We start from the raw sequence: 14,296 nt of genomic DNA on the forward strand, positions 1-14,296 counted from the left end.
CCGGCTACCAGCGGGCCGTGTTCGGGGTGAAGTCGGGGACGATCGTGCGCATGTACGCGGTGTCCTCGCGGCCCCGCTGCCCGCAGCGCACGTACTGCTCGTGCAGCGTCGCCAGCGCGTCCTCGTCCAGCTCCACGCCCAGGCCGGGGCCGGTGGGGACGGTGACGGCGCCGTCCGTGAACTCGAGGGCGCCGGGCCTGATGACCTCCTCCGTCTTCCACGGGTAGTGGGTGTCGCAGGCGTAGGTGAGGTTGGGGGTGGCGGCGGCCAGGTGGGTCATGGCGGCGAGGCTGACCCCGAGGTGGGAGTTGGAGTGCATGGACAGGCCCATGCCGAACGTCTCGCAGATGCCGCCCAGCAGGGCCGAGCGACGCAGGCCGCCCCACAGGTGGTGGTCGGAGAGCACGACCTGGACGGCGTCGGCGGCCACGGCCGGCTTGAGATGCTCGAACGCGATCACGCACATGTTCGTGGCCAGGGGGAGCGAGGTGTGCCTGGCGACCTCGGCCATGCCGGGGATGCCGGGCGTCGGGTCCTCCAGGTACTCCAGGACGCCGGAGAGCCGGTCGGCCACCTTGATCGAGGTCTCGACGGTCCAGGCGCCGTTGGGGTCGATGCGCAGGGCGTGGCCGGGGAAGGCGGCGGCGAGGGCTTCGACGGTCTCGAGCTCGTGGCGCGGCTCGTACACGCCGCCCTTGAGCTTGATGGCGGTGAAGCCGTACTCGGAGACCATCCGCCGCGCCTGGGCGACCAGCTGCTCGGGCGTGCGGCCCTCGCCCCACGTGTCCTCGTCGTGGCCGGGGTGGCCGGCCCACTTGTAGAACAGGTACGCCGAGTACGGCACGCGGTCGCGGACGGCGCCGCCGAGCAGGTCGCTGACGGGCCGGCCGAGCGCCTTGCCCTGGAGGTCGAGCAGCGCCACCTCGAAGGGCGACACCACGGTGTCGACGGCGCTGGAGACCTCCAGCATGCCGCCGAAGCTGGCGCCCGCGCCTCCGGTGGCGGCGCCGAGCGTCTCGCTGACGATCCGGCGCAGCGCGTGCAGGTCGAAGACGTCCGCGCCGGGCAGGGCGGCGGCCACGGCCTCCAGCCGCCGCACGTGGCCCTGGTCGGCGTACGTCTCGCCGAGGCCCACGAGCCCTTCGTCGGTGTGCACCTGGACGATGGTGCGCAGCACGTACGGCTGGTGCACGCCGACGACGTTGAGCAGGGGAGGGTCGCGGAAGGCGACGGGGGTGACGGTGACCCGGCTGATCCGCCCCGCCTCACGAACGCTCATTGAGCGGCCTTCACGGTCAGGACCGGGACGGTCGACTCCATGAGGATGCGCTGCGCCTCGCTGCCCAGGATGAACTTGCCGACCAGCGACCGGTGCCGCAGCCCGATCACGATGAGCGTCGCCCCGGTCTCCTTGACCAGCGCCTCGAACGTCTCGGGCAGGTCGTCGTCGTGCAGCGGCTGGCGCAGCTCGGCGTCGACCCCGGCCGCGCGTGCCCGGCGCAGCAGCTCGGCCCCGGCGGCGTCGTCGATCATGTGCTCGTCGACGGGGGCGCCCCGGCGCGGCGAGTTGACGATGATCACGCGTTCGCCACGCAGGGCGCCCTCGCGCAGGCCCGCGTCGACGGCGGCCTCGCCCTCGGGCGTGGGCAGGTACCCGACGAGGATGGTCATTTGGTCTTCTCCTCAACACGTTCGACGGAGGTCTTGCGGGGCAGCGCCTTGCGGATCAGCGGCCAGGCCGCCACCGCCAGGATCAGCGCGAAGATCGTCCCGGAGATGGGGCGGGTGACGAAGCCGGTCGGGTCGCCGCCGAAGATGAGCAGCCCCTGACGGGCGGAGCTCTCGATCATCGAGCCCAGCACGAACGCGAGCACCAGCGGCCCCGGCTCGAAGCCGAACTTCTTCATCAGGTACCCCAGCACGCCGAACGCGATCACCAGGAAGATGTCGTAGACCTGGTTGCGCACGGTGTACGCGCCGAGCAGCGTGATGAGCACGGTGATCGGGGCCATGATGGCGGGCCGTACCCTCAGGATGCGCACGAACACGCCGACCATCGGGATGCTCATGATCAGCAGCAGGATGTTGCCGATGTACATCGAGTTGATGACGCCCCAGAACACGTCGGGGTGCTCGGTGACGAGCTGCGGCCCCGGCTGGATGCCCTGGATGAGCAGCGCCCCGAACATCAGCGCCATCGTCGCGTTCGCCGGGATGCCGAGCGTCAGCAGCGGGATGAAGGAGGAGGTGGCGGCGGCGTTGTTGGCGGTCTCCGGCGCGGCCACGCCCTCGACGGCGCCCTTGCCGAAGCGCTCGGGCTGCTTGGCGCGCCGCTTCTCCAGCGCGTACGCGGCCAGCGACGACAGCACCGCGCCACCGCCGGGCAGCACGCCCAGCACGAACCCGATGAGCGAGCCGCGCCCGATGGCGCCGCTCGCCTGCCCGAGGTCCTTGCGCGAGGGCCACACGTTGCCGACCTTGGCCGGCGAGTGCACCTGGTTGTGCCGCTCCTCCAGGTTGTAGAGGATCTCGCTGAGGCCGAACAGCCCCATGGCGATCGGGATGAAGTCGATGCCCTCGGCCAGGTTGAGGCTGCCGAAGGTGAAGCGTTCGGCGCCGGTGAAGGTGTCGCGGCCGACGGTCGCGATGAGCAGGCCGACGCAGGCGGCGATGATGGCCTTGAGCTTGTTGCCGTTGCCGATGGAGGAGATCAGCAGCACGCCGAGGATGCCGAGGGCGGCGTACTCGGGCGGCCCGAAGTCGAGCGCGAACCCGGCGACGACCGGGGCGACGAGCGTCAGGCCGATGATCGAGACGGTGCCGCCGATGAACGAGCCGATGGCCGCGATGCCCAGCGCCGTGCCCGCCTTGCCCTGCTTGGCCAGCGCGAAGCCGTCGAAGACGGTGACCACCGAGGACGCCTCGCCGGGCAGGCGGAGCAGGACCGAGGTGATGGTGCCGCCGTACTGGGCGCCGTAGAAGATGCCCGCCAGCATGATGATCGCCGACACGGGCCCGATGCCGTACGTGATCGGCAGCAGGATGGCGATGGTCGCGCCGGGGCCGAGGCCGGGCAGCACGCCGATGAGCATGCCGATGATGACGCCGATGAGGCAGTAGAGCAGGTTCGTCGGCTCAAGGACGACGCCGAAACCGTCGAGGATCGGGGAGATGTCCATGTGACTTTCTCAGATGAGGCGAGGGAGCGGGATCTGCAGCAGCAGCACGAAGAGCACGTAGAACGCGGCCACGGCGCCGATGCTGATCACGATGGAGGAGCGCCACGACTCCTTGCCCAGCCAGCGCAGCCAGATGAACATCAGGAGCAGCGAGGGGATCTCGAAGCCGATCACCGGCAGCAGCGCGGCGAGCCCGACGAGCGTCACCAGGCCGGCGGCGGTGAGCAGGCTGGAGCGGGAGAACCGCTCGGTGTCCTGGAGGCCGCGCCCGGTGACGACGAGCACGGCCGACAGCACGATGATGACGACGCTGATGGCGAACGGCCACAGGCCGGGGCCGGGCTGGGTGAGCCGCCCGAGCCCGAGCGCGTACGAGCCGACCGCACCGAAGACGCCGACGGCCAGCGCCACGACGGCGGCCGCGATCTGCGAGATCGGGCCGGCATGCGGCGGCCTGGCCTCCTCCAGCTCGGCCTGGAGCCGCTCGGTCTCCTCCTGGAGATCGAGGCCGGCCTGCTCGGGCGCCGCGCCCGGCGGCTGCGTGGGGTCGGACATGGGTTTCAACACTCCTTAGTGCGCGGGCTTCGTGCGGCGCCGGAAGCGGCAGGGCAGCGGCGCGGAAACGGCGCGGAAGCGGCGGCGAGAAGCGGAGGGGGGACAGCGGCGGCCGGTGCGCCCGCCCGCCGCTCCCTCGTCAACCGGCCAGGTTGATGCCGTACTTGTCGAGCTGCGCCTTGAACGTGGCGGAGTCGTTCTGCAGGGAGGTGAGGACCTCCTGCGGGGAGACCTCCATCGGGGTGAGCGAGTTCTCCTCGTTGAACTTCTTGTACTCCGCCGTGGCGAACGTCTTCTTGGCGGCGTCGAGCAGCTTGGCCTTGACGTTCTCGGGCGTGCCCTTGGGCGCGGTCAGGAAGCGGTACTGGGTCACCTGGACGTCGTAGCCCTGCTCCTTGGCCGTCTTGACGTCCGGCAGGAACGGGATGCGCTCCTTGGAGAAGACGGCGAGCGGGACGAGCTTGCCGCCCTTGATGTTCTCGATGGCCTCGCCGATCTGCATGGTCGAGACGTCCACCTGGTTGCCGAGCAGGGCGGTCAGGTTGGGGGCGCCGCCGTCGAAGGGCACGGCGGTCGACTCGATGCCGGCCGTCTTGAAGGTGAGGGCGGAGGCGAGCTGGGCGCCGGTGCCGACGCCGGTGGTGCCGTACCTGATCGTCTTGCCGGCCTTCTTCAGGTCGTCGATCGACTTGTAGCCGGACTGGGCGCTGGTCGCCATGACGTAGTCGTCGCGCGAGATGCCGGTGATGACGTCGAACGAGTCGATCTTCGTGGCCTCGGCGGGCGACACCGTGAGCGGCGTGATCGTGAAGAGGGAGGCGTTCTGCACCGCGATCTTGTAGCCGTCGGGCTTGGCGGACTGCAGCTCCTTGGCGTTCAGCGCGCCGTTCGCGCCCGGCTTGTTCAGGACGGGGGTGGAGACGCCGAGCTCCTTGCCGATGCCCTGAGCCAGCGCGCGGGTGATGAGGTCGGTCGAGCCGCCCGCGGAGGCGCCCACGCTGAACTCGATGTTGCCCGTGGGATATTCGCCGTCGCCGCCACCGGAGGAGGTCGTCTTGACGCCACCGCAGGCGGTCAGCGCGACCGCGGCGGCGGCGCCGACGACACCCAGGAGGATGCGACGGGGGGCTGTCCGAGATGTCGGCATTGACTTCTCCTTCATGCGGGCGGGTGCCGCCCGTGGATCTTCGTGCAGCGGAGAGGGGTTGCGTAAGGTTACGGCAAGGTTTCCGCTCTGTAGTCTCCGGAGACTATGGACCAGCCTCGATGCCTGTCCAGGCTCAATTCGGTATCGAGTGATACTCTTCATGCATCATGCTAACACTCGATCAGATCCGGGCTTTCGTGGCGGTCGCCGAGGAGCTGCACTTCGGCCGCGCGGCTGATCGGCTGCGCATGACCCAGCCCCCGCTGAGCAGGCACATCCAGAAGCTGGAGCGCGTGATCGGCGTGACCCTCCTGGAACGCGACAACCGCCGCGTCGTGCTCACCGACGCCGGGCGCGGCTTCCTGGAGGACGCCCGGCGCATGCTCTCCCTCGTGGACACCGCCGGCGACCGGGCGCGGCGCATCGCCAGCGGCGCGGCCGGCACCGTGCGGCTGGGCTTCACCGCCGTCTCGGCCATCAGCATGCTCGGGGCGCTGCTGCGGCGGCTGTCGGAGCGGCTGCCGGAGATCGACGTCATCCTGCACGAGCGGGTGACCGCCGGGCAGGTCGACGGCCTGCTGCGCGGGGAGCTCGACCTGGGCCTGGCCCGCCCGCCGTTCGACATCGACACGCTCGACTCCCGGGTGGTCTTCCGCGAGCCGCTGTGCGCCGCCGTGCCGCTCGGCCATCCGCTGGCCGAGCTGGGCCGCCCGCTCGCGCCCGACGACTTCGACGGCCTGCCGGTGATCAGCTACAACCCGGTCCAGTCGCGGTACTTCCACGAGCTGACCGTGCGCTTCCTCACCAACGCCCACCCCCGCATCGAGCAGCAGGTGCACCAGATCCTCACCGCCGTCCTGCTCGTGGCGGCCGGGCGCGGCGTGGCCCTGGCGCCGGCGAGCGCCCGCTCGCTCGGCGTGGACGGCATCGCCTTCTGTGACCTCGTACGCGGCGGCGGCGACCCCTTGGACGGCGAGGCGGGCAACGGCGAGCCGGTCGAGCTGCACGTCATCTGGAGCCGCGACTCCACCAACCCGGCGCTGGCCCGCGTGCTGGAGCTGCTGCCGGACCTGGAAGCCGGGTGATGCCCTACGGGTATCGCCGGATACAGAATCGCACTTGGACAAGTATCGCCCCACCTCCTTAGCCTGTCGGCGACAGTTCTTACCGGCGGCGCGGAGAAATCCCACGGCCGCAAGTGAAGCGAGGAGCGCCCGACATGCCCCATTACTCCCCGCAGGAGCTCGCCACCCAGCTCAAGAGCGGCCTGTTGTCGTTCCCCGTCACCCATTTCACCCAGGATCTGGAGTTCGACGAGGCGGCCTACCGCGAGCACCTGGCGTGGCTCAGCTCCTACCCGGTGGCCGGCCTGTTCGCCGCGGGCGGCACCGGCGAGGGCTTCTCGCTGACCGCCGAGGAGATCGACCGCGTGGTCCGCGCGGCGGTGAGCGAGGTGAACGGCCGCGTGCCGGTCGTGGCCCCCGCCACCGGCGGCACCGCCAACGCCGTCGCCCAGGCCAGGGCCGCCGAGGCCGCCGGCGCCGACGGCATCCTGCTCATGCCCCCCTACCTCACCGAGGCCGGCCAGGAGGGCCTGGTCGAGCACGTCTCCGCGGTGTGCCGGGCGTCGAGCCTGGGCGTGATCGTCTACAGCCGCGCCAACGCCGTGCTCAACGACCGCTCCGTGGCCGCCCTGGCCGAGCGGAACGAGACGCTCGTCGGCTTCAAGGACGGCGTGGGCAACATCGAGAACCTCACCCGCATCTACGCCGCCGTCGGCGACCGCCTGGCCTACATCGGCGGCCTGCCCACCGCCGAGACGTTCGCGCTGCCGCTGCTGCAGCTCGGCATGAGCACCTACTCCTCGGCCATCTTCAACTTCGTGCCGCAGTACGCGCTCGACTTCTACGCCGACGTGCGCGCCCAGGACCGCGCCGCCGTCTACCGGCGCATCCGCGAGTTCGTGGTGCCCTACCTCGACATCCGCGACCGCACCAAGGGCTACGCCGTCTCGATCATCAAGGCGGGCCTGGCCGCCGTCGGCCGCCCGGCCGGGCCGGTGCGCCCGCCGCTGTCGAACCTGAAGGACGGCGAGCTCGCCGAGCTGACCGCCCTCATCAACAAGATCAGCTAGGGGGTCGCGTGTCACCCACCATCCAGCGCGTCGAGGTCGTCCCGGTCGCCGGGTACGACAGCATGCTGCTCAACCTCAGCGGCGCGCACGGCCCCTTCTTCACCCGCAACGTCGTCATCACCACCGACTCCGACGGGCGCACCGGGCTCGGCGAGGTGCCCGGCGGCGAGGCCATCAGGCGCACCATCGAGGAGGCCGGCGAGCTGCTGGCCGGGCAGCCCGTGGCCCGCTACCGGACGCTGCTGCGCTCGGTGTCGGAGCGGTTCGCCGCGAGGGACGCCGGCGGGCGCGGCCTGCAGACCTTCGACCTGCGCACCACCGTGCACGCCGTCACCGGCCTGGAGTCCTCCCTGCTCGACCTGCACGGCCAGTACCTGGGCCTGCCCGTCGCGGACCTGCTCGGCGACGGGCGGCAGCGCGACCGGGTGCCGATGCTGGGCTACCTGTTCTACGTCGGCGACCCCGGCCGGACCGACCTGCCGTACCTGGTGGACGACGGCGCCGGCGACGCCTGGTCCGAGCTGCGCCGCAAGGAGGCGCTGACGCCCGAGGCCGTGGTCGCGCTGGCCGAGGCCGCGCAGGAGCGCTACGGCTTCGCCGACTTCAAGCTCAAGGGCGGCGTGCTGCCCGGCGAGGAGGAGGTGGAGGCGGTCAAGGCCCTGGCCGCCCGCTTCCCGGACGCCCGCGTCACGCTCGACCCCAACGGCGGCTGGCTGCTGGCCGACGCCGTACGGCTGTGCCGCGGCCTCGGCGGCGTGCTCGCCTACGCCGAGGACCCGTGCGGCGCCGAGGGCCGCTTCTCGGGGCGCGAGACCATGGCCGAGTTCCGCCGCGCCACCGGCCTGCCCACCGCGACCAACATGATCGCCACCGACTGGCGCGAGATGGCCCACGCCATCCGCTCCGACGCAGTCGACATCCCCCTCGCCGACCCGCACTTCTGGACCATGGCCGGGTCCGTGCGCGTCGCCCAGCTCTGCCACGACTTCGGGCTGACGTGGGGCTCGCACTCCAACAACCACTTCGACATCTCGCTCGCCATGTTCACGCACGTCGGGGCCGCGGCGCCGGGCGAGATCACGGCCCTGGACACGCACTGGATCTGGCAGGACGGCCAGGCGCTGACCACCAAGCCGTTCCGGATCGTGGACGGCGCGATCGACGTGCCCGACACGCCGGGGCTCGGCGTCGAGCTCGACCGCGACGCCCTCGCCGCGGCCCACGAGCTGTACCTGCGGCACGGCCTCGGCGCCCGCGACGACTCCGTGGCCATGCAGTTCCTGGTGGAGGGCTGGGTGTTCGACCCGAAGCGGCCCTGCCTGGTCCGCTAGAAGCCCGCTGGAAGGCCGTCCGTCAGAAGAGCGTCAGCGGCTCGTCCGGCGCCGGGTCGGGCAGCGGCTCCAGCTCCGGGACGCCGGCGCGCACCTCGTCGTGGAAGCGGCGGGCCAGCCGCAGCGCGTCGGCGTTGTCCGGGGTGTGTACGAACACGGTCGGCTCGCGCCCCTCGCGCAGCCACCGCGTGACCTGCTCCACCCACGGCCGCCAGCCCTCCACCGTGCGCTCCTCGGCGTCCCTGCCGAGGTAGCGCACGATCGGGCGGGCCGTCAGGGCCCGCGTACGGCGCGGCACCCGCGGCTTCTTCGTCCACGCCTCGCGCTCGGCGTCGCTCGTGGGCGGGCTGGCGAACATCACCGTCGTGTCGAACGGCACCCACTCCACCCCGGCCGGCTCCAGCACGCGCTCCAGGAGCCGCTCGGCGCGCTCGTCCTCGAAGAAGGCGCGGTGCCGCACCTCCACCGCGTACCGGTGCTCCTGCGGCAGCCCGCGCAGGAACGCCGCCAGCGTGCCGACGTCGGCCGGGGAGAACGAGCCGGGCAGCTGGATCCAGAAAGCGTGCACCCGCGGCCCCAGCGGCTCCATCGCGTCCAGGAACGCTCCCAGCTCCGCCTCCGCGCCCACCAGGCGGCGCTCGTGGGTGACCGGCTTCGGCAGTTTGATCACGAACCGGAAGTCCTCGGACGTCTGCGCCGCCCACGACTCCACCGTGGCCCTGGACGGGGTGGCGTAGAACGTCGTGTTGCCCTCCACCGCGTCGCACCACGAGGCGTAGGCCCGCAGGCGGTCACCGGGGGAGAGGTGGGCGGGGAGGAAGCGTCCTTGCCAGCGCGCATGTGCCCACATCGCGCATCCCACGTGAAGCCGCATGGGCACGACGTTATCGCCACCCGCGACCCGTCACATCCCCGCGCGGGCAGTGGCCGTAATGTGGGCACATGGGCATGGTCGGGACGGTCGGGCTGGTTCTGCATCCTCAGCGCGACTCGAAGAAGGCGATAGACACGATCCTGCGGTGGGCCGCCGACAAGGGCGCCACCGTGCTCGGCCTGCCCGAGGAGGTGGGCCGCATCGACTGCACCGCCGTCCCCGTGGACGCCACCTCGCTCGTCGAGCGGGCCGACCTGCTGGTCGGGCTGGGCGGCGACGGCACGATGCTGCGCACCATGCGGCTGCTGGCCGGGCGGCCGACGCCCATCCTGGGCGTGAACCTGGGGCGGCTCGGGTTCCTCGCCGAGATCGACGTGGACGAGCTGCCCGGCACGCTGTCGGCGATCGACGAGCACGCGTACACGATCGAGCCGCGCATGGCGATCCGCAGCACGGTGGCCGGGGCCGAGGTGACGGCGTTCAACGACATCGCGCTCGTCCGCATCCCCGGCGAGGGGCTGGCCGGCGTGTCCGTCACCCCGTCCGGCAGCCCGTTCGTGCGTTACTCCGCCGACGCCGTCATCGTGGCCACCTCCACCGGGTCCACCGCCTACAGCTTCTCCGCCGGCGGGCCCATCGTGTCGCCGCGGGTGGAGGCGGTGCTCGTCGTGGCCGCCGCCGCGCACTCGTCGTTCAACCGGGCGCTGGTGCTGCCCGCCGACGAGGAGGTGACGCTGCAGGTGCTGCCGACCAGCGGGCGGCTGGCCGTGGAGGTCGACGGGGCCGTGGTGGGGCACCTGTGCCCCGGCGACAGCATCACCGTCTCCGCCTGGCCGGGGGCCGCCAAGGTGGTGCGGCTGGGCACCACGTTCTACGAACGGGCGCGGCGCAAGCTCCGCGTGGACGGCAGCGCCGAGGTCGACTGACGCCCATGACGCGGGCCGGGCGCGCCCGGCCCGCTTGAAGCTCGGCCCGCTCGAAGTTCGGCCCGCTGGAAGCTCGGCTCAGCCCTTGCCGGCCGCGTTGACGATGCGGGTCGTCGAGCGGTCGGGGATGGCGGCCATCTCCCAGCAGTCGGCCCCCAGGATCGCCGCCGCCGCGGCGCGCGCCCCCGCGTGCGGGTCGCCCGCCGTGTGGGCCAGCGCCGCGGGCCGCATCGGGGCCAGCAGGTCGATGTAGTCGTCAGGGCCGTGCGCCTCGGGCGGCCCGGTCACGATGAAGACGCCGGCGACGAAGCGGAGCGCGGCCAGCACCTCGGCGCGCTCCGCCGACGGGTTGAACGGGCGGCTCGGCCCCTTCCACGCGCGCACGCGCGGATCGTCCTCGACGCCCACCACCAGCGGCAGCCCGCGCGCCGCCACCGCGCCGAGATAGCGCACGTGACCCACGTGAAGTATGTCGAAGACACCGGTCACGACCGCCGCCCCCGGCCGCTCGTACGGCAGCGTCCAGACGGCCTCCAGGCTGCTCACACGACCTCCTGCTCCCCCACGGGCCTAGACGACTCGTCGATCGCAGCGTACTCGGTCGGTGAACCGGGGCGTGCAGGCGACCTCGGGAAAGGTCATTCCTACCTTTTCGCAATCATCTCCGGACCACCTCTGGGGCGTCTCATGACGTCACCGGATTCGGGGGAGGTCACTGTGGCAGCGCCGGGCTCGCACGACACGGACTCGCACGATACGGACGGGGACGATCGCGGCGGCGCCGGTGATCTCGTGGTCCGGCTGCCGGGGATGCCGTCCCAGGTGGCCAGGGCCAGAGAGCTGGTCACGGCGGCGCTCGGCCGCGACCATCCGCTCTACGACGACGTGGCGCTGCTCACCAGCGAGCTGGCCACGAACGCGATCCTGCACACCAAGTCCGGCGCCGGCGGCTCGTTCACGGTGCGCGTGGCGACCTCGGCGACGGCGGTGCGGGTGCTGGTGGCGGACGGCGGGTCGGAGGAGCCGCCGTGCGTGTGCCGTACCGGCACGCAGGCCACGAGCGGGCGCGGCCTGCCGCTGATCGAGGCGCTCAGCCACCGCTGGGGGTTCACCAGGGAGGCGGGGGCGACGACGGTCTGGTTCGAGCTGCTGCGGGAGCGGGTGGACGCCCGCCTGGCGGGCTGACGAGCCGCCCCCGTCTTGATCCGCCGTCTTGATCCGCCGCCGGCTGAGCAGGATCATGGTCGAAACGGGCGAGCACGGACGGGAGACGCGGCGGCGTGACTCAGGACGACGGTGACGCTCGCAAGATCGAGCGGCCCGGCACCCAGCGGCCGGCCTGCCCCATCCACCGGGCCGGCGACGGCACCTGGCAGGTGAGCGGCCACGCGGCGGCCCGCGCCGTGCTGCGCAGCGAGGCCACCGTGCAGGCCGGTCTGGGCATCGAGACGGTGGAGAAGCTGCCGGCCAGGCTCCGGCGGCCGGTCCTGTACCGCGACGGGCCCGAGCACCGGGAGGACCGGCGGCAGACGGCCCGCTTCTTCACGCCCCGCCGCGTGGACGAGCGCTACCGCGGGCTGATGGCGGACGTCGCCGGCCGGCAGCTCGGCAAGCTGCGGGCGGCGGGCCGGGCGCCGCTGTCGGAGCTGAGCTTCGGGATGGCGATCGAGGTGGCCTCCGCGATCATCGGGCTGACCTCCAGCAGGCCGGGCATCCGCGAGCGGCTGGAGCGCTTCTTCCCCGAGAAGTACGGCAGGCCGGGGCTTACCAGCCTGCACGGCCTCTACTGGCTGTTCCGCCAGAACGCCAACTGGCTGCGCTTCTACCTGGCCGACGTGCGCCCCGCGATCCGCGACCACCGCCGCGAGCCGCGCGACGACCTCATCACCCACCTGCTGGACGACGGGTGCTCGGCGGCGGAGATCCTCGGCGAGTGCCTGACGTTCGCGGCGGCGGGGATGGTCACCACGCGCGAGTTCATCTGCGTGGCGGCCTGGCACCTGTTCACCGACGACGCGCTGATGGCCCGCTACCGGGCCGCCGACGAGCCGGAGCGGCTGGCCGTCCTGCACGAGATCGTGCGGCTGGAGCCGGTCGTGGCGCGGCTGCGGCGGCGCACCACGGCCGCGATCGAGCTGCCCGGCGACGGCGGCCCCGTCACGGTGCCGGCGGGCGCGGTGGTGGAGGTGCTGGTCGACGCGGCCAACACCGACCCCGCCGCCGTGGGCGACGAGCCGCTGGCGGTGCGGCCCGGCCGGGCGGTCGGCGACGGCACGGGGGCGGCGGCGCTGGCGTTCGGCGACGGCCCGCACAAGTGCCCCGGGTCCGCGATCGCGATCCTCGAGACCGACGTCTTCCTGACCCGGCTGCTCGCCATGGAGGGCGTCAGGATGGCGGCGGCGCCCAGGGTGACGTTCAACAACGACATCGGCGGCTACGAGATCAGGGGGCTAGTCGTCAGCCTCTCGTAGGCATGTCTCGCACTCCTCCAGCCGGCGGCGCAGGTGGGCGCGTTCCGGCTCCGTGCCCGCCCAGTCGATGGCCTGGCGGTAGGCGTCGGCGGCGGCGCGGTGCCGGCCCAGCCGGTGCAGCAGGTCGGCCCGCGCCGTCGCGTACGGCTGGTAGCCGTGCAGCCGCGGCTCCCGCGCCAGCTCGTCCAGCAGCGCCAGCCCGGCCTCGGGGCCGTCGCGCATCGCCACCGCCACGGCCCGGTTGAGCGCGATCACGGGGGAGGGGGCGAGCGCGAGCAGCACGTCGTAGAGGGCGACGATCTGCGGCCAGTCGGTGGTGGCGACGTCCGCGGCCTCGTCGTGCAGGGCGGCGATGGCGGCCTGCACGCCGTACAGGCCGGGCGGGCCGCCCCTGAGCGCGGCGACCACGAGGGCCTGCCCCTCCTCGATCATCGCGCGGTCCCACCGGCCGCGGTCCTGGTCGCCGAGCAGGACCAGCTCGCCGTCCGCGCCGACCCTGGCCGCGTGGCGGGCGTGGACGAGCAGCATCAGGCCGAGCAGCCCGGCCACCTCCCGCTCGCGGGGCAGCAGGCGGCGCAGGATGCGGGCCAGCCGGACGGCCTCCTCCGCCAGGTCGAGCCTCTGCAGGTCGGGGCCGGTGCTGGCGGCGTACCCCTCGGTGAAGATCGAGTAGATCACCTGGAGCACGCCGGGCAGCCGGCCGGGCAGCTCGTCCGCGCCCGGCACGCGGAACGGGATGCGGGCCTCGCGGATCTTCTTCTTGGCCCGCACGATGCGCTTGGCCATCGTGGCGGGCGGCAGGAGGAAGGCGCGCGCGACCTCCTGCGTGGTGAGCCCGGCCAGGCAGCGCAGCGTCAGCGCCACCCGGTCCTCGGCGGGCAGGGCGGGGTGGGCGCAGGTGAAGAAGAGCTGCAGCCGCTCGTCGGGCAGCTCCCCGCCGCCGTCGCCGTGGTCGGCGGGCCCGGCGGGGCCGGCCCGCTCGGCCTCCACCTGGAGGATGGCCAGGCGCGCCGCGTACGCGCGGTCGCGGCGCAGCCGGTCGACGGCCTTGCGGCGGGCGGTGGTCATCAGCCAGCCGCCCGGGTTCGGCGGCACGCCGCCGGCCGGCCAGTGCACCAGCGCCGCCTCGATGGCCTCGGAGGCGACCTCCTCGGCCAGGTCGAGGTCGCCGAAGCGGCTCACCAGGGCGGCGAGCAGCCGCCCCCGCTCCTCGCGGAAGACCGCCTCGATGGAAGGCCCCACACCGGCCGTCATCACCCCGTCCCCTTTCCTGGTCAGTCGAACTGGGCGACCGGCCGGACCACGACGTTGCCGGCGCGCGCCCCCGGGCAGCGGGCCGCCCAGTCGAGGGCGGCGTCGAGGTCGGGCACGTCGATGACGTAGAACCCGCCGAGGATCTCCCGCGTCTCGGCGAACGGCCCGTCGGTGACGGTCCGCTCGCCGGTGGCGCTCACGCGGACGGTGGTGGCGGTGGTGAGGTCGGCGAGCGACTCGCCGGCGACGAAGACGCCCGCGTCCCTGACGCTCTTGTCGTAGGCCACCCACTCCTCGAACGAGGTCTCCCCGGCCTCGCCGTCGATGCCGAGGCTGTTGATCAGCAGCATGTACTTCATGGTGTCTCCCTTGTCGTCCGGACGCGGCCGGAGTGCCGCGTCGCCCTGTCTACGAACGGGACCGGC

15 protein-coding genes are annotated in these 14,296 nt (G+C 72.6%); 6 read left to right on the forward strand and 9 right to left on the reverse strand.

The window, feature by feature from the left end:
* Window positions 1-4 precede the first annotated feature (4 nt).
* From HCN51_RS00600 to HCN51_RS00620, 5 genes are all read right to left on the reverse strand, one after another.
* Complete coding sequence (locus HCN51_RS00600) at window positions 5-1,279, reverse strand: glucarate dehydratase family protein (RefSeq protein ID WP_168005579.1); 1,275 nt, start codon at window positions 1,277-1,279, stop codon at window positions 5-7.
* Window positions 1,276-1,671: a universal stress protein gene (locus tag HCN51_RS00605; RefSeq protein WP_168005581.1), complete on the reverse strand. Its 396-nt coding sequence runs from the start codon at window positions 1,669-1,671 to the stop codon at window positions 1,276-1,278. Before HCN51_RS00605 ends, HCN51_RS00600 begins: the two co-directional genes overlap by 4 nt.
* The gene (locus tag HCN51_RS00610; protein ID WP_168005583.1) at window positions 1,668-3,179 is read right to left on the reverse strand and encodes a tripartite tricarboxylate transporter permease; all 1,512 of its coding nucleotides are present in this window, start codon (window positions 3,177-3,179) and stop codon (window positions 1,668-1,670) included. Before HCN51_RS00610 ends, HCN51_RS00605 begins: the two co-directional genes overlap by 4 nt.
* A 9-nt stretch (window positions 3,180-3,188) precedes the next feature.
* On the reverse strand, window positions 3,189-3,734 hold the full coding sequence (locus tag HCN51_RS00615) for a tripartite tricarboxylate transporter TctB family protein (RefSeq protein WP_080040877.1): 546 nt from the start codon (window positions 3,732-3,734) through the stop codon (window positions 3,189-3,191).
* 139 nt (window positions 3,735-3,873) lie between these two features.
* The gene (locus HCN51_RS00620; RefSeq protein WP_168005585.1) at window positions 3,874-4,881 is read right to left on the reverse strand and encodes a tripartite tricarboxylate transporter substrate binding protein; all 1,008 of its coding nucleotides are present in this window, start codon (window positions 4,879-4,881) and stop codon (window positions 3,874-3,876) included.
* A gap of 167 nt (window positions 4,882-5,048) precedes the next feature.
* On the opposite strand from HCN51_RS00620, the gene HCN51_RS00625 reads away from it, so the two are divergent.
* From HCN51_RS00625 to HCN51_RS00635, 3 genes are all read left to right on the forward strand, one after another.
* Window positions 5,049-5,966 (forward strand): LysR family transcriptional regulator, encoded by a 918-nt coding sequence (locus tag HCN51_RS00625; protein WP_168005587.1) that lies wholly within the window; start codon window positions 5,049-5,051, stop codon window positions 5,964-5,966.
* A 134-nt stretch (window positions 5,967-6,100) separates the two neighbouring features.
* The gene (gene kdgD, locus HCN51_RS00630; RefSeq protein WP_168005589.1) at window positions 6,101-7,015 is read left to right on the forward strand and encodes a 5-dehydro-4-deoxyglucarate dehydratase; all 915 of its coding nucleotides are present in this window, start codon (window positions 6,101-6,103) and stop codon (window positions 7,013-7,015) included.
* Between the two features lie 8 nt (window positions 7,016-7,023).
* Window positions 7,024-8,346: an enolase C-terminal domain-like protein gene (locus HCN51_RS00635; RefSeq protein WP_080040873.1), complete on the forward strand. Its 1,323-nt coding sequence runs from the start codon at window positions 7,024-7,026 to the stop codon at window positions 8,344-8,346.
* A 22-nt stretch (window positions 8,347-8,368) separates the two neighbouring features.
* Here HCN51_RS00635 and HCN51_RS00640 read toward each other — a convergent pair whose 3' ends face one another.
* Window positions 8,369-9,220, reverse strand: a complete 852-nt coding sequence (locus HCN51_RS00640) for a DUF72 domain-containing protein (protein WP_168005592.1) — start codon at window positions 9,218-9,220, stop codon at window positions 8,369-8,371.
* Window positions 9,221-9,288: 68 nt separating this feature from the next.
* On the opposite strand from HCN51_RS00640, the gene HCN51_RS00645 reads away from it, so the two are divergent.
* Window positions 9,289-10,146 carry an NAD(+)/NADH kinase gene (locus tag HCN51_RS00645; protein WP_080040871.1) on the forward strand — a complete coding sequence of 286 codons (858 nt, stop codon included), beginning with the start codon at window positions 9,289-9,291 and terminating at the stop codon, window positions 10,144-10,146.
* A 78-nt stretch (window positions 10,147-10,224) separates the two neighbouring features.
* On the opposite strand, the gene HCN51_RS00650 is transcribed toward HCN51_RS00645, so the two are convergent.
* Window positions 10,225-10,692 (reverse strand): adenylyltransferase/cytidyltransferase family protein, encoded by a 468-nt coding sequence (locus HCN51_RS00650; RefSeq protein WP_080040870.1) that lies wholly within the window; start codon window positions 10,690-10,692, stop codon window positions 10,225-10,227.
* Between the two features lie 171 nt (window positions 10,693-10,863).
* On the opposite strand from HCN51_RS00650, the gene HCN51_RS00655 reads away from it, so the two are divergent.
* Window positions 10,864-11,331 (forward strand): ATP-binding protein, encoded by a 468-nt coding sequence (locus HCN51_RS00655; RefSeq protein ID WP_346433478.1) that lies wholly within the window; start codon window positions 10,864-10,866, stop codon window positions 11,329-11,331.
* A 95-nt stretch (window positions 11,332-11,426) separates the two neighbouring features.
* Window positions 11,427-12,617: a cytochrome P450 gene (locus HCN51_RS62030; RefSeq protein WP_206066378.1), complete on the forward strand. Its 1,191-nt coding sequence runs from the start codon at window positions 11,427-11,429 to the stop codon at window positions 12,615-12,617.
* Here the strand turns inward: HCN51_RS62030 and HCN51_RS00665 are convergent.
* Complete coding sequence (locus tag HCN51_RS00665; protein ID WP_168005596.1) at window positions 12,597-13,871, reverse strand: RNA polymerase sigma factor; 1,275 nt, start codon at window positions 13,869-13,871, stop codon at window positions 12,597-12,599. The two genes, HCN51_RS62030 and HCN51_RS00665, sit on opposite strands and share 21 nt — an antisense overlap.
* Window positions 13,872-13,891: 20 nt before the next feature.
* Window positions 13,892-14,230, reverse strand: coding sequence for a YciI family protein (locus HCN51_RS00670; protein WP_080040867.1), 339 nt, complete (start codon window positions 14,228-14,230; stop codon window positions 13,892-13,894).
* Between the last annotated feature and the right edge of the window lie 66 nt (window positions 14,231-14,296).

The organism is Nonomuraea composti (genome assembly GCF_012034275.1).
GTDB classification, from domain to species: domain Bacteria; phylum Actinomycetota; class Actinomycetes; order Streptosporangiales; family Streptosporangiaceae; genus Nonomuraea; species Nonomuraea composti.